This is a genomic window from Mycobacterium sp. TKK-01-0059, assembly GCF_000709305.1.
In the GTDB taxonomy this organism is placed as follows: Bacteria; Actinomycetota; Actinomycetes; order Mycobacteriales; family Mycobacteriaceae; genus Mycobacterium; species Mycobacterium intracellulare.
In genome coordinates, this window is sequence record NZ_KL446993.1 from 3405177 (window position 1) to 3429966 (window position 24790).

Below are 24790 nucleotides of genomic sequence, written 5' to 3' on the forward strand. Positions count from 1 at the left end.
TTTCTGTTCACCGGAGCGTCGGGGTTACCGCCAGCTGATCTAGGGTAGTTCGGGCAGGTGCATGAGCCGGATAGTGGGCGACTTGGAGGACACAGTGGCGGACCGCGACCCCGAAGCCATCAAGCGAGACATCGACGTCGCCCGGGACCAGCTGGCGGCCACCGTCGACTCCCTCGCCGAGCGGGCGAACCCGCGTCGCCTCGCCGACGACCTCAAGGCCCGGGTGATCGGGTTCGTGCAGAAGCCCGTGGTGCTGGCGTCGCTGGCCGGGGTCGGGGCGTTGGTCGTGGTCGTGGCGGTTCGCCGCGTCAGGAACCGCTGACGCGGTCGCTCTGGACGTACACCGGAATGTCGTCGGCCCAGGGCTGATTCACCACCATGTCGGCGACCTCGCAGTAGCCGCGTTCGAATTCCCCGGTCGCCGCGTCGACCAGCCGGTACTCCTGCCGCTGCCGGTGGATGGGCTGGGCGTCGAGGATCACGACCCGCACCTCGCCGGGCTCGAACCGGCACCGCTGCTGCAGCGCCTCGATGAGGCACTCGTTGTGCATGTGCCCGTCGCCGAAGTTCCAGCCGAGAACCATTGCGCACAGGACTTCCCCCTCGCACAGGTTGTAGTCGTCCTCGTCGTAGTCGGCCATCGCTCGGTGCGCCAGGGTGAGCAGCGCGCGCCCGTGGGTGTTCATGCCGCGGAAGGCGAGCGCGAGGTGAAGCGGTACCAGGGTTTCCTCTTTGCTGCCATACAACCGCTCGAGCTGCAGGTGCTGCATCGGGCCGAGCGCGCGCGAGCCGACGCGGAACTTCTCGTCGGCCGACGGGCGCACGCACCACAGGGTGGTGTCCCAGTTGCCGGCGTAGTAGCGCATGCCGGGCAGGAAGGAGACCTTGCGCGGGTAGAGGTTTCCCGCTGCGACGGTCCCGGCCATCACGGCGAACAGGAGGGCGATCGGCCACGGGTTGCCGATGTTCGACAGGCCCAGGGGCGCGTGCGTGACGAACAGCCACAGCACGCCGAAGATCATGAACACGTTCCATTCCAGCGGCACGCCCATCGGGAAGGCCAGCAGGATGTTCAGGTGGAACACGATCATCACGAACGCCGCGAGCGCCGTCGGCCAGCCGCCGTGGGAGAACAACAGCACCAGCGGCACCAGCCCTTCGACCGCGGTCGAGAAGTGGGCGATGAAACCCGCCAGTGCGCTGGGCCGCAAATCGTCGGGATAGCGCTTGAACATCGACCGCTTGAGCGGTCCCGACGGGATGAACGGGTTGTTGGCCAGCATCGTCGAGATCACGAACGGGAAGTGCTTGTTGAGCTTGGATGTCGCCGCGCCGAGCCAGATCACCATGAAGACGACCTTGGCCCCGACGACGATGTCCGTCCCGGCGAACAGGAACGTCAGCGTCAGCGGCGCGTACACCTCGCCGCGCGCGGCCAGGAAGATCACCTTGTCGCGCAAGCTGATTAGGGCCAGGACCGCCAGGACGGCGACGGTCTGCCACCGCGGCAGCACGCCGATCGCGGTGTCCAGGGCGGGAATCGGGCCGGTGCCGTCGGACAGCAGCGCGAACACCAGCAGCGCCAGCAGGACACCGTAGAGCAACGCGTCGACGGGAGTTCTGTTGCTGCCCTTGGTCAGTGGCACCCGGTCGGGCCAGGGCGGCAACCGGATGGTGCCGGGGCGCAGCCAGTACAGGATGGAACCCATCGGTGGGAAGTAGCGCCCGGCGAGCGGACCGAAACAGCATCCGAGGCCGACGACTTCGAACAGCATCGTGTACAGCACGGCCTTCTGGAACACGATCGGCTCCGCCCACCAGGCGCTGACCTGAGTGAAGCCACCGATGCCCCGCGTGGACCACGCGAACAGCCAGCCGCCGAGGATGTACAGCGCGATCTTCACGCCGTACATCACGTGCATCACCAGCGGGGTGCCAAAGCCGTGCTGGGCGATGTGGCGGGCCATCGGCACGATGCGTTCGGCGCGTGGTCGTGCGCTCCAGTTGGCCACGTCGACGACGGGCAGATTGGGCCGGATGAACCCCATTGCAGCTCCTTCGACGCGGCAAGACCAATCGGTGCCAGCAAGAAATTACCTGTACGAAGGGCTTTCGCGGGGGGATACGACGGCAACTGGTGGCTGGGCCCGCGCCGGCTACTCCCAACCCGGGGGATCGTTCTCGGCCATGTACGCCTCCCACGCCGCGCGCCGCATCGCCCGCGTGTGCAGGTCCTGGCAGATCGCCCGCGCTCCCGCGGCGTCGGTCGCCCGGCCGAGATCGTGGTGCACGAAGCCCTCGTCGACCCGTTCGGCGCGGAAGCCTCCCGTGGAGACCGCGTGGACGCGGTACTCGCTGCGGTCATCGATGTTGGCGTGGAAGTGGCCCTCGTGGGGTTCGACCCACTTCAGCTCTGTTTTCACAGGTCCCCTCTGGACAAACACCGTCGCAGCGATGGTAGGTCCCCCGCGAGGGCCATGAAAAGGGAGATCCGAGACACTGGCGCCAGTGTGGAAGCAAAAGCCACCGAACGATGAACTATCGGTGAGCTGTGCGCCGTCAGGGTTTCGAACCCCGGACCCGCTGATTAAGAGTCAGCTGCTCTACCAACTGAGCTAACGGCGCTTGTGGTCAGTCAGACCGCGTAGGCGACAATAACAGGCGTCTTGCCGCGGAGTGAAATCCCGACCGTTTCCCAGGATAGCGTGCCCGCGCAGCCGGTTGGGCCTTGCCGGGCTGGGCCGTCGTCAACCGTTCGCCGCGCGATCTGCATGGAAGACGAAAGGTACTGTCGCGCAGTTTCATTCACAACACCGTGCCGCAGAAGGGCGCGCGGTCGGTGGCGAAGGCGGCGTCCAGTTCGGCCAGCGCGCCCGCGCGTACTTCGGTGATGCGGCCGGCCCGGGCCAGCTGGGAAGCCCGGTGCGCCCCCATGTAGATGGTGGCCAGGTCGGCCAGGCCGATCTCGATGTCCGCGGTCCCGTCGTGGGGCGTGCACTTCCCGGCGCCACCGCGTGTTTGCAGCTGGAACCGTCCGCCCGCGAGCTGAAGCGGGTCGGTGACGTCGAGCACGATGTCGGTATCGGCGGTGTAGGTGCGGGCGCCCAGCACCTCGGGGACGTCGTTGATGCGCACCCACAGGAAGTCGCTCACGCCCTTGATCTCCGCGGCGCGTTGATCGGTGAGTTTGAGCGGAAGCGGATCGTCGCCCGGCACGTCGATCTCTACGCGATAGAACATCTCCAGGACCAACAGCGTCTGCAGCAGCTCGGTGTGAGCCTCCTCGGTGATAGGGCAGAAGTCCTCGACAACCACCGTGCCCAGGGGCGGGCGAAACGCATGCTGTTGCGATCCGACGATCCGATACGTCAGGAAGCCGTCGGGATGGATCGTGTAATGCAGCGCCGACCCGTTGCCCCGCTGGGTTTCCCGGTCGTCCAGGTAGTCGGCCCACCACGCGTCGTCCCGGGTGATCGCGCCATTGGTTGCGGCACACCACCGTTCGTAGAGTTCTGGCAAGTGTCGTCTCGCCTCGGCGGCATTGACCTCGCGTGCCCGGCTGCCGCTCGGTGCGGCCCGCAACTTCGCGAAGCGGCGGTCGATCGAATAGGTGTGGCTGTAGCTGGCCACCCCGGCGCCGAAGCCGTCGTACATCGCGGTCTGCGTCGGGACCCCACATACGATCGGATAGCCGCGGTCCAACAGAATCCCGAGTCCCTTCGCGCTGAGCTGCGCCCACAGCCCCTTGCCCTGATGCGTTGACGCGACGGCGATCATCGTCAGCCACGCGGCTCGCAGGTTGGCGCCACCCGGCACGGTGAGCTGCGCGCGGTAGATGATCGACGTTCCCACCAGAAACGGATGCTCGGGATCGGAGACGTCCTCGGCGATGAGGATGTCGTCGAGGTTGACTCGGCGTTTCCACGCTTCGAGATCTTCGGGACCCACCGGATCGCCGAACGTGCGGGCCTGATTTTCAAACACCGCCTGCCAGTCGTCTTCGCTTGGATGCCGAATGTTGGTGCCGTCGTCCGTCGTGTTCATTGCACATCCAATCCGCTTGTAGCCCAGGCAATCCGGCACTGCGCACACCGAATCCACGTGCTGAGTGTGCTTTTACGTTCGATACCCGAGTACCAGATGGTCAAACCTCGTGGGCCGCCGCCGGGTGACTGCTCGATGCGAACAGTCGGCGCTGGGGCGGGTCAAAAGGCGCGGTTTCGGGTAGGCGATACGCCATGCTGCAGGTAATCACCCGGCTAGCCATTGCCGCCCCGCGCCGTATCGTCGGGATCGCCTTCCTGGTGCTGGTGGGGGCCGCAGTCTTCGGGCTTCCGGTGGTCAACAGCCTTTCCGGCGGAGGCTTCCAGGACCCGACCTCGGAGTCCGCGCGGGCAACCGAGGTTCTGCGCGACAGGTTCAACCAAACCGATCAGCAGATGCTGATCGTGGTGACGGCCCCGGACGGCGTCCGCAGCGAATCGGCGCGCCGGGTCGCCACCGGCATCGTCGACCAGCTGAAACGATCGCCATGGGTGCTCAACGTGTCGTCGGCGTGGACCATGCCGCCCGATCGCCCCCAGGCCGCGTCCCAGCTGATCAGCAAGGACAACAAATCCGGGATGATCGTCGCCGGGCTGAAAGGCGGCGAGAACGACGCGCAGAAGTACGCCAGCACGCTCACCAGCGACCTGGTGCACGACCGCGACGGCGTAACCGTGCGCGCCGGCGGCATGGCCGTGGCATACGCGCAGATCAACGGGCAGAACCAGCGGGATCTGCTGTTGATGGAGTCCATCGCGATCCCGCTGAGCTTCGCGGTCCTCGTCTGGGTGCTCGGCGGTGTGGTGGCGGCGACGCTGCCGATCGTCCTTGGCCTCTTGGCCATCGTCGGCACCATGTCGGTGCTGCGGTTGATCAGCTTCGCCACCGACGTGTCGACCTACGCCCTGGACCTGAGCATCGCCATGGGCCTGGCCCTGGCCATCGACTACAACCTGCTGATCATCACCCGCTACCGCGAGGAGCTGGCCCGGACCGAGGACCGCGACCGGGCGCTGTATCGCACCATGGCCACCGCCGGCCGGACCGTGCTGTTCTCGGCCACGACCGTCGGGCTGTCGATGGCGGTGATGGCGCTGTTCCCGATGTACTTCCTGAAATCGTCCGCCTACACCATCGTGGTCACCGCGATCATCGTGGCGATCGCCGCGGTGGTGGTCACCCCGGCGGCGATCGTGCTGCTGGGGCCCCGACTGCACGTGCTGGACGCCCGACGGGTGCTGCACCGCATCCTGCACGGACAGCGGTCGTTTCGCGACCACGCACACCAGCCACTCGAGGAGCAGTTCTGGTACCGATCGACCCGGTACGTGCTGCGCCACGCCATGCCGATCGGCCTGAGCGTCGTGGCCCTGCTGCTGTTGCTGGGCGCGCCGTTCTTGGGGGTGAAGTGGGGCTTCCCGGACGAGCGCGTGCTGCCCGAATCCGCGTCGGCGCGCCAGGTCGCCGACATGCTGGACAACGACTTCGCGAACGGGTTCGGCACCGAGGTGTCCGTCGTCGTGCCCGACGCCCGCGGCGTGACCCCCGCCGAGCTGCAGCGGTACGCCGCAGACCTGTCGCGCGTGCCCGACGTGTCGTCCGTCAGCGCACCGGCCGGGACGTTCGCCGAGGGCAATCGGGTGGGGCCGCCCGTCGCCCCCACCGGTGTCGCCAACGGCAGCGCGTTCTTGACCGTCTCCACCACCGCGCCGCTCTATTCGCAGGCCTCGAACACCCAGCTGGACCGGTTGCATCAGGTCGCCGGGCCGGGCGGGCGCGCGGTTCAGATGACCGGGCTCGCGCAGATCAACCGCGACAGCGTCGACGCGATCACCCAGCGTCTGCCGATCGTGTTCGCCCTGATCGCCCTCATCACGTTCGCGCTGCTGTTCCTGCTGACCGGCAGCGCGGTGCTGCCGGTGCAGGCGCTGGTGTGCAACGTGTTGTCGTTGACGGCGGCGTTCGGGGCGATGGTGTGGATCTTCCAGGACGGCCACCTGGGCGCCCTGGGCACCACCCCCAACGGGACGCTGAACGCCAACATCCCCGTGCTGCTGTTCTGCATCGCCTTCGGGCTGGCCATGGATTACGAGGTCTTTCTGGTCTCGCGCATCCACGAGTACTGGCTGGCCTCGCAGGCCATGCGCGAGACGCCGCCCACCGCGGCCGAGGCGCGCGCCGCCACCGACGAGAGTGCGGCCCTGGGCATTGCCGGCATCGGCCGCGTCGTCACGACCGCCGCGGTGGTGATGTCGATTTCGTTCGCCGCGCTGATCCCGGCGCACGTGTCGTTCATGCGCATGCTGGGTCTGGGCCTCACGCTCGGCGTGCTGGTCGACGCCACCCTGGTGCGCATGGTCCTGGTTCCGGCGTTCATCCACCTGCTGGGCCGCTGGACGTGGTGGGCGCCGCGGCCGTTGGTCTGGCTGCGCGAACGGTCCGCCATCGGGGAGGACGGCGAGATCGCGGTCGGACGCGGCCGCTGGGCCCGCGACGCGCCCGACGCGGGCCGCGCACTGATCAGACGGTGGCCCACCAAGGCCACGACGGGGCGCGGGTGACCCGACATGTGTTGTGAGGCAACGCCTTCGACCGGTACCGCGGCGCCGATCCGGGATGGGTCGGAGTAATCCCCATGGGCCGAACCGATATCGCCGCCCTGCTCGCGCTGAGTTCCGCGTTGTGCGTCGCGGTCGGCGACGTCCTGCAGCAACGTGCGGCGCACTGCATCACCGACAGGGCGGTCGGTTCGGTCGAGCTGTTCGCCAATCTGCTGCGCAGCCAACGATGGTGGTGGGGCACTGTGCTGTTGGCCGCCAGCATCGGGTTGCAGGCAGCGGCCCTGGCCGGCGGATCGGTTTTGCTGGTGCAGGCGCTGCTGATGTTTTCGGTGCTCTTCGCGCTGCCCATCAACGCCAGGTTGTCGCATCGCGCGGTGACCGCCGGCGAGTGGATGTGGGCCGCCTTGTTGACGGCCGGGGTCAGCGTGGTCGTCATCGTCGGCAATCCGCGGGCAGGGCATTCGGGCGCCGCGCTGGGAACCTGGGCCGCGGTGGCCGTCGTCCTGGGCCCGCTATTGGTCGGCTGTGTGCTGGCCGGACGGAGCCGCGGCGGGGCCGTGGCCGCGGTGCTGTTCGCGTTCGTGTCGGGGTCGCTGTGGGGCATCTTCGCGGTGCTTACCAAGGAGGTCGTCGCCCGGCTCGGGGACGGCCTCGGCGCGGTGATTCGGACTCCCGAGCTGTACGCCTGCATCCTGGTCGCGCTCGGCGGTGTGGCGTGGAGCCAGTCGGCGTTTCGGGCCGGGCCACTCACGGCGTCCATGCCCACTTTGCAGATGTCACAGCCGGTGGTGGCAGCGGTGCTGGGCGTGGTCGTCCTCGGCGAGACGCTGAACACGGGTCGCGCCGGGATGATCGCCCTGGTGGCGGCCGCGTCGGTGATGACGGCGGCCATCATCAAACTCGCCCGCGTCGAGGCCGTCGCGACCCGCGACCGGGCCGAAGCGCAGCTGCAGGAAGCCCGCGCAGATGTGGTGCCGCGAGGTCGCTGACCTCGCCCTGGTGACGAATTCATTGCGGCGCAGACACCGAACGGCCGCCCGCGCCGGTGTGGGCATGTCGAGTCGGCGAAACCCTTTAGAATGCCTGCAGCGAGGTCAGCGGTGACCAACTTCGAGAATTGAATGGAAGGTCACTGGATGACGCCTTTGCGTGGACGCAGATCGTGGCTGGCGGCCGCGATCGCCGCGGTTGCCGTGTTTGCCGTCGCCTGCGGTGGCAACCACGCGGCCGCGCCGGCGAAGGTGATCTTCGACAAGGGCACGCCCTTTGCCGACCTGCTGGTCCCCAAGCTCACGGCTTCGGTGACCGACGGCGCCGTCGGCGTGACGGTGGATGCGCCCGTGACGGTCAGCGTCGCCGACGGCGTGCTCGCGTCGGTCACCATGGTCAACGAAAACGGCAGGTCGATCAGCGGGAAGCTGAGCCCCGACGGGCTGCGCTGGTCCACCACCGAGCAGCTCGGCTACAACAGGCGCTACACGCTGAACGTCAAGGCGACCGGGCTGGGTGGCGCGGCCAGCAAGCAGATGACCTTCGCGACCAGCTCACCGGCCCACCTGACCATGCCGTACGTCAGTCCCGTCGACGGCGAGGTGGTGGGCATCGGCCAACCGGTGGCGATCCGCTTCGACGAGAACATCGCGGACCGGGCGGCGGCCCAGAAAGCTATCACCATCACCACGAACCCACCGGTGGAGGGTGCGTTCTACTGGCTCAACAATCGCGAAGTACGTTGGCGCCCAGAGCATTTCTGGAAGTCGGGAACGGCCATCGACGTGGCCGTCAACACCTACGGCGTGGATCTGGGCGACGGGATGTTCGGTGAGGACAACGTCAAGACGCACTTCACCATTGGCGACGAGGTGATTTCGACCGCCGACGACACCACGAAGACCGTGACCGTGCGGGTCAACGGTGAGGTCGTCAAGACCATGCCGACGTCGATGGGCAAGGACAGCACGCCAACGGCCAACGGCATCTACATCGTTGGCGCGCGGTTCAAACACATGATCATGGATTCGTCGACCTATGGGGTTCCGGTCAACTCGCCCAACGGATATCGCACCGAAGTCGACTGGGCCACCCAGATGTCCTACAGCGGAGTCTTTGTGCACTCCGCGCCGTGGTCGGTCGGCGCCCAGGGCCACACCAACACCAGCCACGGGTGCCTGAACGTCAGCCCCAGCAACGCCGAATGGTTCTACGACCACAGCAAGAGCGGTGACATCGTCGAGGTTGTGCACACGGTGGGCCCGACCTTGCCGGGCACCGAGGGGCTCGGCGACTGGAACGTCCCGTGGCCGGAGTGGAAAGCGGGCAACGCCAACACCTGACCGGCGCGGTCAGTCGATCTTGTGCCAGCTTCCGCAGCTTCTGGTCATGAACGCGGTATCTGTCGGCAGGATCCGAACTACCTGGGGGCCGTCGCCGACGTTGTTGTCGATGATGTCGTTGGTGTCGAAACTGCGCAGCCTCGCCCAATAACAGCCGTATTTGCCGCCATCGGTCCGATAGGTGCCCGCCGCGATGTCCTTGTTGACGATGTAGGTGCCGTTGGCCTCGATGGACGTCTTCGGGCCCGGTGGGGGCGGCGGGGCGACTGTCTTCGTCACCGTCTTGGTCTCAGCCGGCGGGGTCGATGTGACCGTCGTTGACGTGTGGCTCGAACCACCGCAGCCCGCGAGGAACAGCGCGACGGCCGCGATGGCCGCTCCCATCATGGGCGAGGCAAGACGTTGTCGATTCACTGCATTCCACTCACCGGTGCAACAGCGGTGCGCGGAGTCGCTAACACCGTAAAAGGTCAGGGAGCGGCGCTCCCTGACCAATGGGGTGAGTGACGGGACTCGAACCCGCGACATTCAGGATCACAACCTGACGCTCTACCAACTGAACTACACCCACCATGGCTGTGTGCCGACCCGCAGGCCTGCACGAGCAGCGACTGTAGATACTAGCGGCTCGTCGGCGCGCTGGCCGAATCGCTTGGTCCCGGTGCGTCTCGTCCACCGTCAAGGGAGGTGACCACCGCCTCGATTTCGCTGGTAGACGGGCCCGGTGGGGAGACGAACGCGGTGCGCCGATAGAACTGCAATTCGCGGATCGACTCATGGATGTCGGCCAGTGCGCGGTGGGCGAGCCCCTTGGTGGGCTGACCGAAGTAGATCCGCGGATACCAGCGGCGGCAGAGTTCTTTGATCGAGCTCACATCGATCATGCGGTAGTGCAGGTACGTGTCCAGCGCGGGCATGTCGCGCACGATGAACGCGCGGTCGGTGGCGATCGAGTTTCCGGCCAGCGGCGCCGTCTTGGGTTGCTTGACGTGTTGGCCGATGTAGTCCAGCACCATCGCCTCGGCGGTCGCCAGGTCGACGGCGGACGCCCGCACCTCGTCGATCAGCCCGGAGCGCGAATGCATTTCGGTCACCACGTCACCCATCGCCGAGAGGGCGGCGTCGTCGGCGTGGATCACCACGTCCACACCGTCGCCGAGGATGTTCAGATCGGCGTCGGTGACCAGGGCCGCGATCTCGATCAGCTTGTCCGAACCGAGATCGAGTCCGGTCATCTCGCAGTCGATCCACACCAATTCGTCACGCACAGCGCTCAGACTAGTGGCGATCGCAAGTGCGGCGGAGCCGGGCGCGGCGGGTCGCCACCATCAACACCCGTGGCGATCGCAAGCGCGGCGGAGCCGGGCGCGGCGGGTCGCCGTTGGGCCTCGCCCCCGGGTCCGCCCGAGAAGTAGGGTGAGCGTTGTCGAACTGCATGCCGAATCACTGGGGAAGAGGGGGCGCAGCACGATGAGCACCGATTCAGCCGCAACGCCGGCGAGCCGGATCGCGGACGGCTACGCCGTCGATGGCCAGGCACTGGAATTGGGCACCGTCGTGGTCGACGGCGCCGCCGATCCGACGGCGCAGATCCGCATTCCGCTGGCGACCGTGAACAGGCACGGGCTGGTGGCCGGCGCCACCGGAACCGGCAAGACCAAGACGCTGCAGCTGATCGCCGAACAGCTCAGCGCCGCGGGTGTACCCGTGCTGATGGCCGATGTGAAGGGCGACCTGTCCGGGTTGTCCGCACCGGGGAAGGGCGACGACAAAACCGCCGCACGTGCCCGCGACACGGGAGACGACTGGACTCCGACGGGCTTCCCGGTTGAGTTCCTGTCGCTGGGCACCGATGGGCTCGGCGTTCCGGTTCGGGCCACCGTCGACAGCTTCGGCCCGGTTCTGCTGTCAAAGGTGTTGGGGCTCAACGCCACTCAAGAGTCCACCCTGGGCCTGATCTTCCACTGGGCCAAGGAAAAGAATTACCAGCTGGTCACCCTGGCCAACCTGCGTGATGCCATCACTCACCTGACCAGCGACGAGGGCAAGGCCGACCTGAAATCCCTTGGCGGGGTGTCGTCCACGACGGCCGGCGTCATCCTGCGCGCGCTGGTGAACCTCGAGGGCGAGGGCGGCGACACGTTCTTCGGCGAGCCGAAGCTTGACCCGAACGATCTGCTGCGCGTCGAGGGCGGCCGCGGCATCATCTCGCTGCTGGAGTTCGGCGGACAGTCGTTGCGCCCGGTCATCTTCTCCACCTTCCTGATGTGGTTGCTGGCCGACCTGTTCACCGTCCTGGACGAGGTCGGCGACATCGACAAGCCCAAGCTGGTCTTCTTCTTCGACGAGGCGCACCTGTTGTTCGCCGACGCGTCCAAGGCCTTCCTCGAGCAGGTCGAGCAGACCGTCAAGTTGATCCGCTCGAAGGGCGTCGGGGTGTTTTTCTGCACCCAGTTGCCCACCGACCTGCCCAACGACGTGCTGTCCCAGTTGGGCGCGCGGATTCAGCACGCGCTGCGGGCGTTCACGCCCGACGACCAGAAGGCACTGTCCAAGACCGTGCGCACCTACCCGAAAACCGATGTCTACGACCTGGAGTCGGCGTTGACGTCGCTCGGGATCGGCGAGGCCGTCGTGACCGTGCTCTCCGAGAAGGGCTCGCCCACCCCGGTCGCGTGGACCCGCATGCGGGTGCCCCGCTCGCTGATGGCGTCGATCGGCAACGAGGCCATCGGGGCCGCGGCCAAAGACAGTCCGCTGCAGGCAAAGTACGGACACACGGCTGAGCCCCCGGCGCGACCCCAGCCGGCCCCCCAGGATCCGCAGGCGCCCCAAGCCCAGTCCGACTACCCGCCCGTCCCCGCGAACGAACCCGTCCCGCCGATGCCGGAGCCGGCGGAACCCAAGGGGGAAAAGGGGCCGTCGATGTGGGAGGAAGTGCTGCAGAACCCGACGGTGAAAAGCGGCATCAACACGGCGATACGCGAAGCGGTGAGAAGCATTTTCGGTGGCACCGGCGGTCGCCGCCGCCGAAAGTAGTGGGGTGCCTCCGTCGCCGTCGATCGCGGGCGTAACGCCACGGCGAAGAATCGCGCGGCAGATTCATACGGTCAATGCAATTTCCACGTTTGAGGAGGTTGCAGGTGTCAGTTGCTTATCCGCGTTCGATGCGGCGAGAGTTCTTTGATCGGGTGTGTGCAGGGGAATCATTGCGTGAAGCCGGCCGTCAGGTCGGTGTGTCGATCCAGACCGGATGGAGCTGGTGGCATGACGCTGGATCAATGCAATTACGAAGTGGTACGGGCTCTGATACCGGCCTTGCCGAACCAGGTGATCTGACCCGGCCGGGCGCGCGGGGACACCGGCTCAGTTTCGATGAACGCCTGGTGATTATGCGGGGTCTGGACAAGGGCCTCACCCAGGTCGAGATCGCCGACGAGCTCGACCGCGACGCCAGCGTCATCTCCCGTGAGCTCAAACGCAATCGCAATCCCGACGGGGATTACCACGCTGGTCTTGCCCATGCCCGCGCCGCCAAGAAAGCCAAGCGTCCCAAAGCATTCAAACTCCAAGACCGCGCGCTATGCGAGGCCATAGAGGACTGGATGGATCAGGGATGGAGTCCCAAACTGATCGCCGATGTCTTGGCGCGCGATCACCCCGATGACAGGCTGGCACGGGTGAGCCACGAAACCATCTACCAGTGCCTCTACGTCCAAACTCGTGGTCAACTGCGCGCCGACCTGAGTAAGCGTTTGTCGACGAAACGCGCGGCCCGCAAATCCCGGGACCACACCGAACGGCGGGGGAAATTCCACGATGTGTTCACCATCAGCGACCGGCCCGCCGAGGCCGCCGACCGCGCGGTGCCCGGCCACTGGGAAGGTGATCTGATCGTCGGCCCCAACAGCGCCATCGGCACCCTGGTCGAGCGGTCCACCCGCTTTACGATGCTGCTGCATTTGCCCGGCGATCACACCGCCGAGACGGTGGCCGGCGCGATGATCGAAGCGATGCGCCAGTTACCCGAACACCTTCGTCGATCAATCACCTGGGACCGTGGCAGCGAAATGGCCCGCTGGCGCGACATTCACCTGCAACTCAACACCCCGGTCTATTTCTGCAATCCGCACTCGCCCTGGCAACGCGGCACCAACGAAAACACCAACCGCCTCCTGCGCTTCTGGTTCGAAAAGGGCAGCGACCTCAGCGGTTACACCCCAGCAGACCTCAAACGCATCCAAGACACCCTCAACCGACGACCGCGCCCAACCCTTGACCTCGACACCCCCGCCCAACGCCTGGCCGCCCTCCTCGACCAAGCCGCCTAACAAAAATGCATTAGCCACTTGACTTTGAGCGCGCAAAACCGCCGCTGCGTTACGACCGTGAGCGGAGGGGCCGGCCCGAACCGTGAGCGGAGGGCCAGCACGACCGTGAGAGGAGGGCTGCCCAACCCGCCCCGCGCCTAGCCGCCGCCGAGCTTTTTGTAGAACGCGCCCACGATGGGCGCCACGATGGCGCGCGGGGCGTACCCGCTCGCCACCGACATGGCCTTGGACGTCAGTCCGGGAACGACGCGCATTTTGTTGCGGCCCAACGCATCCAGCGACACCCGGGCCGTGTGCTCCGTAGAGATCCACAGGAAGTCCGGCACCAGCCGCTCCACGATCGACGCTTCGGTGTCGGCGGGCAGGTCGGTGCGCACCGGGCCGGGCGCCAGCAGCGTCACGTTGACGCCGGACCCGCGCAACTCGCCGCGCAGCGATTCGGTGAAGGTATTCACGAACGCCTTGGTGGCCGCGTAGGTGGCGTTGTAGGGGATCGGCGAATTGCCCGCGGCCGAACCGGAAATCAGGATGCCGCCAGCCCTGCGCTCGACCATGCCGGGCAGCACCGCCAACGTAAGGTCATGCACCCCTAAGACATTCAGCTGCAATTGGGCCTTCTCGCCGGCCGGATCGAGCGTCGCCACCGGACCGAACGTCGCGGTGCCCGCATTGGCGCACAGGATCGAGATGGGGCGGGCGGCCAGCTCGTCGCACAGTTTCGCGCGGTCGCCCGGGTCGGCCAGGTCGGCGGGTCGCACGTCGACGGTGACGTGATACTGGTCGCTCAGGCGGGCGGCGAGATCCTTCAGCAGATCCTCGCGTCGCGCGGTGACGATCAGATTGTGTCCGCGGGCGGCGAGTTCGGTGGCCAGCGCTTCACCGATGTTCTGCGAAGCTCCGGTGACAACGGCGCGCGCCTCGGGGCTTGGAGCGGGTACCGGCATGCGCCAATCGTAGACAGCCGGCGAAACGCGATCCGCAGCCGATCGGTGGCGCCGCTAGAGTGCCGGGCATGAGTCAGCCGGAGTTGCGTTCCGCCGCCCCCGTGCGATCTCGCGTTGTGGCGTGGGCGCTGTGGGACTGCGGCTCGACCGGCCTGAACGCGATCGTGGCCACGTTCGTCTTCGCCGTGTATCTGACCAGCAGCGTCGGGGTGGGCATCGGGGGCAGCACCACCCCGGCGAGCTGGCTGGGCCGGGCCGCGGCCATCGCCGGGCTGACCGTCGCGATATTGGCGCCCGCGGTCGGTGTGTGGGTGGAGTCACCGCATCGCAGGCGGGTGGCCCTGAGCGTGCTGACGGCCGCGGCGGTGACGCTGACCGCCTCGATGTTCTTCATCCGCGACCGGCCCGGCTACCTGTGGGCGGGCCTGGTGCTGCTGGGGGCGACGGCGGCCTGCGGCGACTTGGCCAGCGTCCCGTACAACGCCATGCTGCGCCAGCTTTCGACACCGCAGACCGCCGGCCGGATATCCGGATTCGGCTGGGCGGCGGGCTACGGCGGCAGCGTCCTGCTGTTGCTGGTGATCTACACCGGATTCATCTCCGGATCGGGCTCGGGACCGGGCGCGACGCGTGGACTGCTGCGAATTCCCTTGCAGGACGGGCTTTATGTCCGCGAGGCGATGCTGGTGGCGGCGGCCTGGCTGGCGGTGTTCGCGCTGCCGTTGCTGTTCGTGGCGCAACGGCTGAGCGGGCCGGCCGAGCTGTATCAGCCCACGAGCATGCTGGGCGGTTACCGCAAGCTGTGGACCGAGGTTTCCGCGGAATGGCGCCGCGACCGCAACCTGGTGTACTTCCTGGTCGCCAGCGCGCTGTTCCGGGATGGGCTGGCGGCGATCTTTGCCTTCGGCGCGGTGCTCGGCGTGAACGTGTACGGCATCTCCCAGGCGGACGTGCTGATCTTCGGGGTGGCGGCGTGCGTCGTCGCCGCGGTGGGCGCCGTGCTGGGCGGGTTCGTCGACCACCGGGTCGGATCGAAGCCCGTCATCGTGGCCTCGCTGGCCGCGATCATCACCCTGGGACTGACCCTGATGGCGTCGTCCGGCCCGGCGGCCTTCTGGGTGTGCGGGCTGCTGCTGTGCATGTTCATCGGGCCGACGCAGTCGTCGTCGCGCGCCCTGCTGCTGCAGATGGCCAAACACGGCCGGGAAGGCGTCGCGTTCGGCCTCTACACCATGACCGGGCGGGCGGTAGCGTTCCTGGCGCCATGGCTGTTCTCGGTGTTCGTCGACGTGTTCGGCGCCGTGCGCGCCGGCCTGGGCGGGATTTCGCTGGTCTTGATCGCCGGGTTGGTGGCGATGCTGGTGGTCCGCGTCCCGCAGCGCGGGGTCCCGGTCACCGAAGCCGTGGCCGAGCCGTCGTAGGGCGCCTCAGCCCGATGGGCCGACCCGCTGCGCCCGGCGCATGCGCCGCGCTTGCGATCGGCACTAGCCCCGCGCGTCGCAGATCGTCAGCCCCCCGCCGACGCGCTTGCTCACCTGAACCCCGTTAACGGTGACGGTGCAGGTGACGCTGTGCCCGATGTTGACGATCGTGACGTTGGCCGGGTGCGCCGCCGACTTCGCCAGGCTGACCTGCTTGCTCCACGGCAGCTCGACGTTGAATTCGGTCTGGATGAGGTCGCCGGTGTCGATGTACATGATGCTGATCGCGCGGCCTTCGCCCGTGACGGTGTAGACGACGTCTTGCATTGCCGCCGGACCCGTCGTCGAGGTGGGCAGCTCGGGGCCGCTCGTCGGGGGTATCGGCGCCGGGATGAGGGTCGGCGACTTACGCGCCGACGGGGTCGGGCTCTCCGGCGTCGTTTCTGGCATCGCCGGCAACGGCGGAACGGCGGTCTGGGTCTTGATCGCGTCGTTGGCGAGCGCCAGCGCAATCACCAAGGCGACGACCAGCAGCACCGCCGCGCCGGCGGCGATCCACAGCCAGCGCGGCGATTTCGGCCCCTCGGGAGGTGGGGGAGCCATGCCCCGCGAGTGCGGGTCGTCCGACGGCGGCAGCTCTTGCTGCCAATACGCCGGTAACCGCTTTGTCGTGTTCGTCTCGTTGGCGGTGGCCGCCCAGGGCGGCATCGTCCCGCCATAGGTGGGCGCGTACGGCGTCTGATCGGCGTACGCGGGGTCGGCGGGCGGCGCGTACCCGCGCTGTTGCGGCCCCGGTAGCGATGGACTAAACCGCTCGGTGGGACGTGAATCGTTCATGTCCACCTCATGGCTTGCAGGGTACCTGTGCGGGGCGCTGAAGCGCTTACTCACCTTGTGGCGGGGAGCTCAGGGGCACTGGTTTCCGGCCTCGAGCGCGGCGATCGTCATCGCCCGCATGACGGCGCGCGATCGTGCGGCGCCCGCGCCCTTGCTGCGCGACGTATCGGGGGATTTCATGCTGTGCGGCGTCGAATTCAGCAGGCCGAACACGGCGTGCGCGGTCAGCCGGGCGTCGGCCTCGGCCAGCTCGGGGCTCAGTTCGCGCAGGACCCCCACCCAGACCTCGACGTATTGACGCTGCGCCTTGCGCACCTGCTTCTCGGCCGCCCCGGGCAGGTACGCCAGGTCGCGATCCTGGATGCGGATCAGGTCGGGTTCGGTCAGGGCGAAGTCGAGGTGGAAGTCGATCAGGCCGTCCAGCGCGGCGGAAGCATCGGAGTTTCGGGCCCGCACCTGCCGGGCGCCGGCGAGCAGCCGGGTGCTGATGCCCACCAGCAATTCGACCAGAAGCGATTCCTTATTGGGGAAATGCCGGTAGATGGCGGGACCGCTGACGCCGGCCGCGGCGCCGATGTCCTCCAGTCGGACCGCGAGAAATCCACGCTCGGCGAACAGCCGCTCGGCGGCGGACAGCAGTTGTAGGCGGCGGTCGGATTTCAACTGGCTCCGACGATTTGGGGCCTCAGCGCCAGCGGCCTGGCCTTCGGAGGCAGACGTTGTCATGACGGACCTCCGTGTGGTGAATCGTCACCAACGTAGCACGAGTTATTCGCAATTAACTCGCGTTATTCGCCGGGCACGGTGCCCCCTGGACCGGCAACGCCGGCAATGGTATTCTCAGGCACCGAGTTAATGACCATTAACTCAAAAGCTGGCCCGCCCGACGGCAAGGAGGCTGCTGCGGCGATGGACAAGGTGATGACCTCGCCCGCGAAGGCTCCCGAGGCGTCGTTCGCCGATGAGCACCGCCGGCTAGTCGGCGAGCTGAACACCAGGCTGGCCGCGGCCGCGCTCGGCGGAAACGAGCGCGCACGGGAACGTCACGTCAGCCGCGGGAAGCTGTTGCCGCGCGAACGGGTGGACCGCCTACTCGACCCCGGCAGCCCGTTCTTGGAGCTCTCACCGCTGGCCGCCGACGGCATGTACGACGACGAATCTCCCGGCGCCGGCATCATCACCGGGATCGGCCGGGTGTCGGAGCGCGAGTGCGTGATCGTCGCCAACGACGCGACGGTCAAGGGCGGCACCTACTACCCGATGACGGTCAAGAAGCACCTGCGCGCGCAGGAGGTGGCGCTGCAGAACCGGCTGCCGTGCATCTACCTGGTGGACTCCGGCGGGGCCTTCCTGCCGCGCCAGGACGAGGTCTTTCCGGACCGCGAGCACTTCGGCCGCATCTTTTTCAACCAGGCGACCATGAGCGCCAAGGGAATTCCGCAAGTCGCCGCGGTGCTGGGTTCGTGCACCGCGGGCGGCGCCTACGTGCCGGCGATGAGCGATGAGGCCGTCATCGTGCGCGAGCAGGGCACGATCTTTTTGGGCGGCCCGCCGCTGGTCAAGGCGGCGACCGGCGAGATCGTGTCGGCTGAGGAGCTCGGCGGCGGCGACCTGCACTCCCGGGTGTCCGGTGTCACCGACCACCTCGCCGACGACGACGAACATGCGTTGCGGATCGTCCGCTCGATCGCGGCCACCTTCGGCCCGCGCGAGCCCAGCCCGTGGCAGGTGCGATCCCCGGTCCCGCCGCCGTGCGCGCAGACGGAGCTCTACGACGTGGTGCCGCCGGACCCGCGGGTGCCCTACGACGTGCATGAGGTCATCGTGCGCCTGGTCGACGGCGGCGAATTCAGCGAATTCAAGGCCAACTACGGCAAGACCCTGGTGACCGCGTTCGCCCACATCCACGGCCACCCGGTGGGGATCGTGGCCAACAACGGGGTGCTCTTCAGCGAATCCGCTTTGAAGGGAGCGCATTTCATCGAATTGTGCGACAAGCGCAAGATCCCGCTGCTGTTCCTGCAGAACATCGCCGGGTTCATGGTCGGCCGGGACTATGAGGCCGGCGGCATCGCCAAGCATGGCGCCAAGATGGTCACCGCCGTCGCCTGCGCCCGGGTGCCCAAACTGACCGTGGTGATCGGCGGATCCTATGGGGCCGGCAACTATTCGATGTGCGGACGGGCGTACTCGCCGCGGTTCTTGTGGATGTGGCCCAACGCCCGGATCTCGGTGATGGGCGGCGAGCAGGCCGCCTCGGTGCTGGCCACCGTGCGCGGTGAGCAGCTCAGCGCGGCGGGCAAACCGTGGTCGGCCGACGAGGAAGAGGCGTTCAAGGCGCCCATCCGCGGGCAGTACGAGGACCAGGGCAACCCATACTATTCGACGGCCCGGCTGTGGGATGACGGGATCATCGACCCGGCCGACACGAGAACATTTGTCGGGCTTGCCCTTTCGGTGTGCGCCCAAGCACCGTTGGAACCCGTCTCCTACGGCGTCTTCCGGATGTGAGTGCAGTGTTCGAGACAGTATTAGTGGCCAACCGCGGCGAGATCGCCGTGCGGGTGATCCGGACGCTGCGCCGCCTGGGCATCCGTTCGGTGGCCGTCTACAGCGATCCCGACGCCGGCGCGCGGCACGTCCTCGAGGCCGACGAGGCCGTCCGATTGGGACCGGCCGCGGCGCGCGAGAGCTACCTGAGCATCGACAAGGTCGTCGACGCGGCCGTGCGCACCGGCTCTCAGGCGATCCACCCGGGGTACGGATTCCTCTCCGAGAACGCCGATTTCGCCGCGGCCTGCGAGCGGTCCGGTGTCGTGTTTCTCGGGCCTCCCGCGCAGGCGATTCAGGTGATGGGCGACAAGATCACCGCGAAGAACGCGGTTGCCGCCTTCGACGTTCCGGTGGTTCCCGGCGTGGCCAAACCGGGGCTGAGCGACGACGCGCTGGTCGCGGCCGCCGACGAGGTCGGATACCCCGTCTTGATCAAGCCCTCGGCGGGCGGCGGCGGCAAGGGCATGCGCCTGGTCGAGGAGCCGGCGAAGCTGCGCGAGGCGCTGGTCAGCGCCCGGCGCGAGGCCGCCTCCGCGTTCGGCGACGACACGCTGTTTCTGGAACGGTTTGTGTTGCGCCCCAGGCACATCGAGGTGCAGGTGCTCGCCGACACGCACGGCAACGTCGTGCACCTCGGCGAGCGGGAGTGCAGCCTGCAGCGACGCCATCAGAAGGTCATCGAGGAGGCACCCTCGCCGCTGCTCGACGAGGCCACCCGGGCGCGCATCGGGGCGGCCGCCTGCAACACCGCGCGCAGCGTCGACTACGTCGGCGCGGGCACGGTCGAGTTCATCGTCTCCGCCGAGCGTCCCGACGAGTTCTTCTTCATGGAGATGAACACCCGCCTGCAGGTGGAGCATCCGGTCACCGAGGCCGTCACCGGGCTGGACCTGGTGGAGTGGCAACTGCGCGTCGCCGCCGGCGAGAAGCTGACGTTCGCCCAGGACGACATCGAACTGCACGGGCACGCGATCGAGGCGCGGGTGTACGCCGAGGATCCGGCGCGCGGATTCCTGCCCACCGGAGGCCGGGTGCTGCGGGTCTTCGAACCCTCCGGCGACGGCGTGCGGGTCGACTCGTCGCTGCTGCCCGGCACGCTGGTCGGCAGCGACTACGACCCGATGCTGAGCAAGGTGATCGCCCACGGGGCCGACCGGGACGAGGCGCTGGCGACACTCGACCGGGCGCTGAGCCAAACCGCGATCCTGGGCGTGCAAACCAACATCGAATTTCTGCGGTTCCTGCTCGCCGACGAGCGGGTACGCGCCGGCGACCTGGACACCGCCCTGCTGGACGAGCGGTTGGCGGACTTCGCGCCGCTGCCGGCCCCCGACGACGTGCTCGCGGCGGCCGGCCTCTATCGGCAATCGGCCCTGGCGTCCCGGGCGCGCCACTTCGCCGGCAATCCCTGGGCGGCGCCCACGGGATGGCGCGTGGGCGGCAGCGCGGCGCCGGTTCGCACCGACATGCGCACCCCGCTGCGCAGCGAGACCGTGTCCGTGTGGGGGCTTCCCGAGTCCGCCACGGTGCAGGTCGGCGACGGGGAAACCTATTCGGCCGCTGTGCAAGTCGAGCCGGCACGGATGAGCGCGGTGATCGACGGCCTGCGCCGCGACTACCGGTGGGCCGAAGCCGACCGGCACCTGTGGATCGCCGACGAGCGGGGCACCTGGCACCTGCGCGAGGCCGAGGAGAACAAGATCCATCGCGCCGTGGGCGCGCAGCGGGCCGAGATCCTCAGTCCGATGCCGGGCAGCGTGATCGCCGTCCAAACCCCCTCCGGCACCGAGGTTTCCGAAGGCGACGTGGTGGTCGTCATCGAGGCGATGAAGATGGAACACTCGCTGGCCGCACCCGTTTCCGGGCAGGTGGAGGTGCTGGTCTCCGTGGGTGATCAGGTGACCGTGGATCAGGTGCTGGCCCGGCTGATCCCGGAAGAAGAAAGCAAGGACGAGACATGACCACATCCATAACCGCGGGGACCCTCCCCAAGGAATACGAGGACCTTCGCGACACGGTCGCCGAGTTCGCGCGCACCGTGGTGGCCCCGGTGTCGGCCAAACACGATGAGGAGCACAGCTTTCCGTACGAGGTCGTCGCGAAGATGGGGGAGATGGGCCTGTTTGGCCTGCCGTTCCCCGAGGAGTACGGCGGCATGGGCGGCGACTACTTCGCGCTGTCGCTGGCGCTCGAGGAACTCGGCAAGGTCGACCAGTCGGTGGCGATCACGCTCGAGGCCGGTGTGGGTTTGGGCTCGATGCCCATCTACCGGTTCGGTACCGAGGAGCAGAAGACCAGGTGGTTGCCGGACCTGACTGCCGGCCGGGCGCTGGCCGGCTTCGGGCTCACCGAGCCCGGCGCGGGCTCCGACGCGGGTGCGACGCGCACCACCGCGCGGCTCGAGGGCGGTGAGTGGGTGATCAACGGCAGCAAGCAGTTCATCACCAACTCGGGCACTGACATCACCTCGCTGGTCACCGTCACCGCCGTCACCGGCAGCGTCGGGGGAGACAAGAAAGAGATCTCGACGATCATCGTGCCCAGCGGCACACCGGGTTTCACCGTCGAACCGGTCTACAGCAAGGTGGGCTGGAACGCGTCGGACACTCATCCGCTGAGCTTCGCCGACGCCCGGGTCCCGGAGGAGAACCTGCTGGGCGAGCGTGGCCGGGGGTATGCGAATTTCCTGTCGATCCTGGACGAGGGCCGCATCGCGATCGCCGCGCTGGCGACGGGGGCGGCGCAGGGCTGCGTCGACGAGAGCGTCAAGTATTCCAAGGAACGCCAGTCGTTCGGCCAGCCGATCGGCTCGTACCAGGCGATCAGCTTCAAGATCGCGCGAATGGAAGCGCGTGCCCATGTCGCCCGCACGGCGTATTACGATGCCGCTGCAAAGATGTTGGCGGGCAAGCCCTTCAAGAAGGAGGCGGCCATCGCGAAGATGATCGCGTCGGAAGCGGCGATGGACAACGCCCGCGACGCCACGCAGATCCACGGAGGGTATGGCTTCATGAACGAGTATCCGGTGGCGCGTCACTACCGCGACAGCAAGATCCTCGAAATCGGTGAGGGCACCACCGAGGTGCAACTGATGCTCATCGCGCGATCGCTCGGACTGTCATGACGGACGGCAAGTCGATTGTCCAGCGCGGCTTGTGGTTTGAAGAGTTCGAGATCGGCACCACCTACCTGCACCGCCCCGGCCGTACGGTCACCGAAGCCGACAACGTCTTGTTCACCACGCTGACCATGAACACCCAGTCGCTGCACCTCGACGCCGCCTGGGCGGCCGAGCAGCCGGGCTTTCGGGGCGAGCGCCTGGTGAACTCCATGTTCACCCTCTCCACCGTGGTCGGACTGTCGGTGTCGCAACTGACGCTCGGCACCATCGTGGCCAATCTCGGCTTCTCCGAGGTGTCCTTCCCCAAACCCGTCTTCCACGGCGACACCCTGTACGCCGAAACCGTGTGCACGGCCAAGCGGGAATCGAAGAGCCGGCCCGGCGAGGGCATCGTCACCCTCGAGCACACCGGACGCAACCAGCACGGCGACGTCGTCGCGCGCGCCGCGCGCACCACGCTGGTCCAGAAGCGCCCGTCCAACCAGGAGGCCAAGTGAACCTGCACGCCGCCGGCCCCGGATGGCTGTTCTGCCCGGCCGACCGGCCCGAACGTTTCGCGAAGGCCGCCGCCGCGGCCGACGTGGTGATCCTCGACCTCGAGGACGGGGTGGCCGAGGCGGACAAGCCCGCCGCCCGCAAGGCGTTGCAGGAGACGCCGCTGGACCCCGAGCGCACCGTCGTGCGCATCAACGCCGCCGACACCGACGAATACCCCCGCGACCTCGAGGCCCTGTCCGCGACCGCCTACACCACGGTGATGCTGTCCAAGACGGAATCGGCGGCGCAGGTGGAAGCGTTGGCGCCCCGCGACGTCATCGCGCTGCTGGAGACGCCGCGCGGCGCGGTCTTCGCCACCGAAATCGCGGCGGTCCGGGGCACGGTTGCGCTGATGTGGGGCGCCGAGGACCTGGTCGCCACGCTCGGTGGTAGCTCCAGCCGCCGGGCCGACGGCACGTACCGGGACGTCGCCCACCATGTGCGGTCGACGGCGCTGCTCAACGCGTCCGCCTTCGGCCGGGTGGCGCTCGACGCGGTCCACCTCGACATCCGCGACCTCGACGGCTTGCGGGCCGAGGCCGAGGACGCCGTCGCGCTGGGGTTCGGCGGGACCGTGTGTATCCACCCGAGCCAGATCCCGGTGGTGCGCGAGGCGTATCGCCCCAGCGAGGACCGGCTGGACTGGGCGCGACGGGTGCTGGCGGCCGCGCGCAACGAGCGCGGGGTCTTCGCCTTCGAAGGACAGATGGTCGACTCACCGGTGCTCAAGCACGCGCAGATGACGTTGCGCAGGGCGGGTGAGACCGTCCCGGGCTGACCGTTTCATGGCTTTCCAGCGACACGTCGTTTGGGGAGCGCGACACGCTCCGCAGTCTTCGCAATCAACGCGGTGTCTTCTCATTTGAGGGCATAATGGGAAATACGCCAGTGTCGCGGCGAGCGAAGCCTTTCGTGTAGCTGGCGATCGACTTCCGCTCGCGGTAGGTCTCGGCTGACCGTTTGCTGTGACCCGCTGTGGCTCGCGGGGCCACGCGGCACCCAGCGAGGGAGGCGGTGTGGCGCAGATGTCTTCGATGGCCATGGCGGTCGACCTCGAACCGGTCCAACTCGTGGCCGCCGATGGCTCGCCGACATCCGAACGCCGTTACGGCCGCGACCTTCCCGCGGAGACGCTGAGCTGGCTCTACGAGCTGATGGTGATCACCCGGGAACTCGACGCCGAATTCGTGAACCTCAAGCGCCAAGGCGAACTGGCGCTCTTTGCGTCGTGCCGCGGTCAGGAGGCCGCCCAGATCGGCGCGGCGGCGTGCCTGCGCAAAACCGACTGGTTGTTCCCCCAATACCGCGAGCTGGGCGCCTTTTTGGTGCGCGGCATCCCGCCGGGGCACGTCGGGGCCGTGTGGCGCGGTACCTGGCACGGCGGCCTGGAATTCACCAAAAAGTGCTGCGCCCCGCTCTCGATCCCGATAGGCACCCAGACCCTGCACGCCGTCGGCGCCGCGATGGCAGCGCAACGGCTGGGCGAAGATTCGGTGACGCTGGCCTTTCTCGGTGACGGCGCCACCAGCACGGGAGACGTGCACGAGGCGCTGAACTTCGCGGCCGTGTTCACCACGCCCTGTGTGTTCTTCGTGCAGAACAACCAGTGGGCGATCTCGACGCCGATCCACAAACAGACCGCCGCACCGTCGCTGGCGCACAAGGCGATTGGCTACGGCATGCCCGGAGTCCGGGTAGACGGCAATGACGTCTTGGCCTGCTACGCCGTGACGGCCGAGGCCGCCGCCCGTGCCCGCGCCGGCGGCGGCCCGACATTGATCGAGGCGATCACCTACCGGATGGGCCCGCACACCACCTCCGATGACCCGAGTCGATACCGGACGCAGGACGAGGTCGATCACTGGGCGGCGCTGGACCCGATCGCGCGGTACCGCTCCTACCTGCGGGCCCAGGGCCTGTGGTCGGAACGCTTGGAGGAACGGGTCATTGGCCGCGCACAGCGGATGCGCACCGAATTGCGCGACGGGGTGGTCGATGCGCCCGATTTCGACATCGACGAGGTGTTCACCTCGGTGTACGCCGAAATCACGCCGGGACTGCAGGCGCAGCGACAGCAGCTGCGGGCCGAACTCGACCGAAGCGATTGA

At 67.6% G+C, this 24790-nt stretch carries 21 protein-coding genes and 2 tRNA genes; 13 read left to right on the forward strand and 10 right to left on the reverse strand.

What is annotated here, in order from left to right:
* Positions 1 to 94: 94 nt before the first annotated feature.
* On the forward strand, positions 95 to 322 hold the full coding sequence (locus K883_RS16320) for a DUF3618 domain-containing protein (RefSeq protein WP_008255080.1): 228 nt from the start codon (positions 95 to 97) through the stop codon (positions 320 to 322).
* Here K883_RS16320 and K883_RS16325 read toward each other — a convergent pair.
* The 4 genes from K883_RS16325 to K883_RS16340 form a co-directional block, all read right to left on the reverse strand.
* The gene (locus K883_RS16325) at positions 309 to 2048 is read right to left on the reverse strand and encodes a DUF3556 domain-containing protein (protein WP_008255082.1); all 1740 of its coding nucleotides are present in this window, start codon (positions 2046 to 2048) and stop codon (positions 309 to 311) included. The two genes, K883_RS16320 and K883_RS16325, sit on opposite strands and share 14 nt — an antisense overlap.
* A 108-nt stretch (positions 2049 to 2156) precedes the next feature.
* On the reverse strand, positions 2157 to 2423 hold the full coding sequence (locus K883_RS16330) for a hypothetical protein (RefSeq protein WP_008255084.1): 267 nt from the start codon (positions 2421 to 2423) through the stop codon (positions 2157 to 2159).
* 129 nt (positions 2424 to 2552) lie between these two features.
* Positions 2553 to 2625: transfer RNA gene (locus K883_RS16335), tRNA-Lys, on the reverse strand.
* Positions 2626 to 2805: 180 nt separating this feature from the next.
* The gene (locus K883_RS16340) at positions 2806 to 4044 is read right to left on the reverse strand and encodes a GNAT family N-acetyltransferase (RefSeq protein ID WP_008255085.1); all 1239 of its coding nucleotides are present in this window, start codon (positions 4042 to 4044) and stop codon (positions 2806 to 2808) included.
* 194 nt (positions 4045 to 4238) lie between these two features.
* Between K883_RS16340 and K883_RS16345 the strand changes: the two genes are divergently transcribed.
* The 3 genes from K883_RS16345 to K883_RS16355 all read left to right on the forward strand — a co-directional run bounded on the left by K883_RS16345 (position 4239) and on the right by K883_RS16355 (position 8938).
* Positions 4239 to 6605: an MMPL family transporter gene (locus tag K883_RS16345; RefSeq protein WP_008255087.1), complete on the forward strand. Its 2367-nt coding sequence runs from the start codon at positions 4239 to 4241 to the stop codon at positions 6603 to 6605.
* Positions 6606 to 6679: 74 nt separating this feature from the next.
* On the forward strand, positions 6680 to 7594 hold the full coding sequence (locus tag K883_RS16350) for a DMT family transporter (protein ID WP_008255089.1): 915 nt from the start codon (positions 6680 to 6682) through the stop codon (positions 7592 to 7594).
* A gap of 132 nt (positions 7595 to 7726) precedes the next feature.
* Entirely contained in the window at positions 7727 to 8938 is a 1212-nt protein-coding gene (locus K883_RS16355) for a L,D-transpeptidase (RefSeq protein ID WP_014711121.1), read from the forward strand.
* Between the two features lie 9 nt (positions 8939 to 8947).
* Here K883_RS16355 and K883_RS16360 read toward each other — a convergent pair whose 3' ends face one another.
* The 3 genes from K883_RS16360 to orn all read right to left on the reverse strand — a co-directional run bounded on the left by K883_RS16360 (position 8948) and on the right by orn (position 10206).
* Positions 8948 to 9325 carry a hypothetical protein gene (locus K883_RS16360; RefSeq protein WP_008255094.1) on the reverse strand — a complete coding sequence of 126 codons (378 nt, stop codon included), beginning with the start codon at positions 9323 to 9325 and terminating at the stop codon, positions 8948 to 8950.
* 108 nt (positions 9326 to 9433) lie between these two features.
* Positions 9434 to 9509: transfer RNA gene (locus K883_RS16365), tRNA-His, on the reverse strand.
* Between the two features lie 49 nt (positions 9510 to 9558).
* Positions 9559 to 10206, reverse strand: a complete 648-nt coding sequence (orn, locus tag K883_RS16370; protein WP_008255097.1) for an oligoribonuclease — start codon at positions 10204 to 10206, stop codon at positions 9559 to 9561.
* Between the two features lie 202 nt (positions 10207 to 10408).
* Between orn and K883_RS16375 the strand changes: the two genes are divergently transcribed.
* On the forward strand, positions 10409 to 11977 hold the full coding sequence (locus K883_RS16375) for a helicase HerA-like domain-containing protein (RefSeq protein ID WP_008255099.1): 1569 nt from the start codon (positions 10409 to 10411) through the stop codon (positions 11975 to 11977).
* A gap of 98 nt (positions 11978 to 12075) precedes the next feature.
* Entirely contained in the window at positions 12076 to 13269 is a 1194-nt protein-coding gene (locus tag K883_RS16380) for an IS30 family transposase (RefSeq protein WP_369751691.1), read from the forward strand.
* Positions 13270 to 13406: 137 nt separating this feature from the next.
* On the opposite strand, the gene cmrA is transcribed toward K883_RS16380, so the two are convergent.
* The gene (gene cmrA, locus K883_RS16385) at positions 13407 to 14213 is read right to left on the reverse strand and encodes a mycolate reductase (RefSeq protein ID WP_008255108.1); all 807 of its coding nucleotides are present in this window, start codon (positions 14211 to 14213) and stop codon (positions 13407 to 13409) included.
* Between the two features lie 68 nt (positions 14214 to 14281).
* Here cmrA and K883_RS16390 point away from each other — a divergent pair, with 68 nt between their 5' ends.
* Complete coding sequence (locus K883_RS16390; RefSeq protein ID WP_036428674.1) at positions 14282 to 15634, forward strand: MFS transporter; 1353 nt, start codon at positions 14282 to 14284, stop codon at positions 15632 to 15634.
* 63 nt (positions 15635 to 15697) lie between these two features.
* On the opposite strand, the gene K883_RS16395 is transcribed toward K883_RS16390, so the two are convergent.
* Together K883_RS16395 and K883_RS16400 are read right to left on the reverse strand one after the other, a co-directional pair.
* Positions 15698 to 16477 carry an MmpS family transport accessory protein gene (locus K883_RS16395; RefSeq protein ID WP_020822085.1) on the reverse strand — a complete coding sequence of 260 codons (780 nt, stop codon included), beginning with the start codon at positions 16475 to 16477 and terminating at the stop codon, positions 15698 to 15700.
* Between the two features lie 63 nt (positions 16478 to 16540).
* Entirely contained in the window at positions 16541 to 17197 is a 657-nt protein-coding gene (locus tag K883_RS16400; protein WP_008255115.1) for an SACE_7040 family transcriptional regulator, read from the reverse strand.
* A gap of 195 nt (positions 17198 to 17392) precedes the next feature.
* On the opposite strand from K883_RS16400, the gene K883_RS16405 reads away from it, so the two are divergent.
* From K883_RS16405 to pdhA, 6 genes are all read left to right on the forward strand, one after another.
* Positions 17393 to 18982: a carboxyl transferase domain-containing protein gene (locus K883_RS16405; protein WP_008255118.1), complete on the forward strand. Its 1590-nt coding sequence runs from the start codon at positions 17393 to 17395 to the stop codon at positions 18980 to 18982.
* 5 nt (positions 18983 to 18987) lie between these two features.
* On the forward strand, positions 18988 to 20985 hold the full coding sequence (locus K883_RS16410) for an acetyl-CoA carboxylase biotin carboxylase subunit (RefSeq protein WP_008255119.1): 1998 nt from the start codon (positions 18988 to 18990) through the stop codon (positions 20983 to 20985).
* Positions 20982 to 22148: an acyl-CoA dehydrogenase family protein gene (locus K883_RS16415; protein WP_008255120.1), complete on the forward strand. Its 1167-nt coding sequence runs from the start codon at positions 20982 to 20984 to the stop codon at positions 22146 to 22148. Before K883_RS16410 ends, K883_RS16415 begins: the two co-directional genes overlap by 4 nt.
* On the forward strand, positions 22145 to 22642 hold the full coding sequence (locus K883_RS16420; RefSeq protein ID WP_008255121.1) for a MaoC family dehydratase: 498 nt from the start codon (positions 22145 to 22147) through the stop codon (positions 22640 to 22642). Before K883_RS16415 ends, K883_RS16420 begins: the two co-directional genes overlap by 4 nt.
* On the forward strand, positions 22639 to 23460 hold the full coding sequence (locus K883_RS16425; protein ID WP_008255122.1) for an HpcH/HpaI aldolase/citrate lyase family protein: 822 nt from the start codon (positions 22639 to 22641) through the stop codon (positions 23458 to 23460). The genes K883_RS16420 and K883_RS16425 overlap by 4 nt, the downstream gene beginning before the upstream one ends.
* Positions 23461 to 23707: 247 nt before the next feature.
* Positions 23708 to 24790, forward strand: a complete 1083-nt coding sequence (pdhA, locus tag K883_RS16430) for a pyruvate dehydrogenase (acetyl-transferring) E1 component subunit alpha (RefSeq protein WP_014711122.1) — start codon at positions 23708 to 23710, stop codon at positions 24788 to 24790.

Bases quoted from the DNA above. Each gene is read 5' to 3' on its own strand.
- K883_RS16350 (WP_008255089.1), top strand. From the start codon at position 6,680: ATGGGCCGAACCGATATCGCCGCCCTGCTCGCGCTGAGTTCCGCGTTG.
- pdhA (WP_014711122.1), top strand. From the start codon at position 23,708: ATGTCTTCGATGGCCATGGCGGTCGACCTCGAACCGGTCCAACTCGTG.
- K883_RS16405 (WP_008255118.1), top strand. From the start codon at position 17,393: ATGACCTCGCCCGCGAAGGCTCCCGAGGCGTCGTTCGCCGATGAGCAC.
- K883_RS16355 (WP_014711121.1), top strand. From the start codon at position 7,727: ATGGAAGGTCACTGGATGACGCCTTTGCGTGGACGCAGATCGTGGCTG.
- cmrA (WP_008255108.1), bottom strand. From the start codon at position 14,213: ATGCCGGTACCCGCTCCAAGCCCCGAGGCGCGCGCCGTTGTCACCGGA.
- K883_RS16420 (WP_008255121.1), top strand. From the start codon at position 22,145: ATGACGGACGGCAAGTCGATTGTCCAGCGCGGCTTGTGGTTTGAAGAG.
- K883_RS16415 (WP_008255120.1), top strand. From the start codon at position 20,982: ATGACCACATCCATAACCGCGGGGACCCTCCCCAAGGAATACGAGGAC.
- K883_RS16345 (WP_008255087.1), top strand. From the start codon at position 4,239: ATGCTGCAGGTAATCACCCGGCTAGCCATTGCCGCCCCGCGCCGTATC.
- K883_RS16400 (WP_008255115.1), bottom strand. From the start codon at position 17,197: ATGACAACGTCTGCCTCCGAAGGCCAGGCCGCTGGCGCTGAGGCCCCA.
- K883_RS16325 (WP_008255082.1), bottom strand. From the start codon at position 2,048: ATGGGGTTCATCCGGCCCAATCTGCCCGTCGTCGACGTGGCCAACTGG.
- K883_RS16375 (WP_008255099.1), top strand. From the start codon at position 10,409: ATGAGCACCGATTCAGCCGCAACGCCGGCGAGCCGGATCGCGGACGGC.
- K883_RS16340 (WP_008255085.1), bottom strand. From the start codon at position 4,044: ATGAACACGACGGACGACGGCACCAACATTCGGCATCCAAGCGAAGAC.
- K883_RS16390 (WP_036428674.1), top strand. From the start codon at position 14,282: ATGAGTCAGCCGGAGTTGCGTTCCGCCGCCCCCGTGCGATCTCGCGTT.
- K883_RS16360 (WP_008255094.1), bottom strand. From the start codon at position 9,325: ATGATGGGAGCGGCCATCGCGGCCGTCGCGCTGTTCCTCGCGGGCTGC.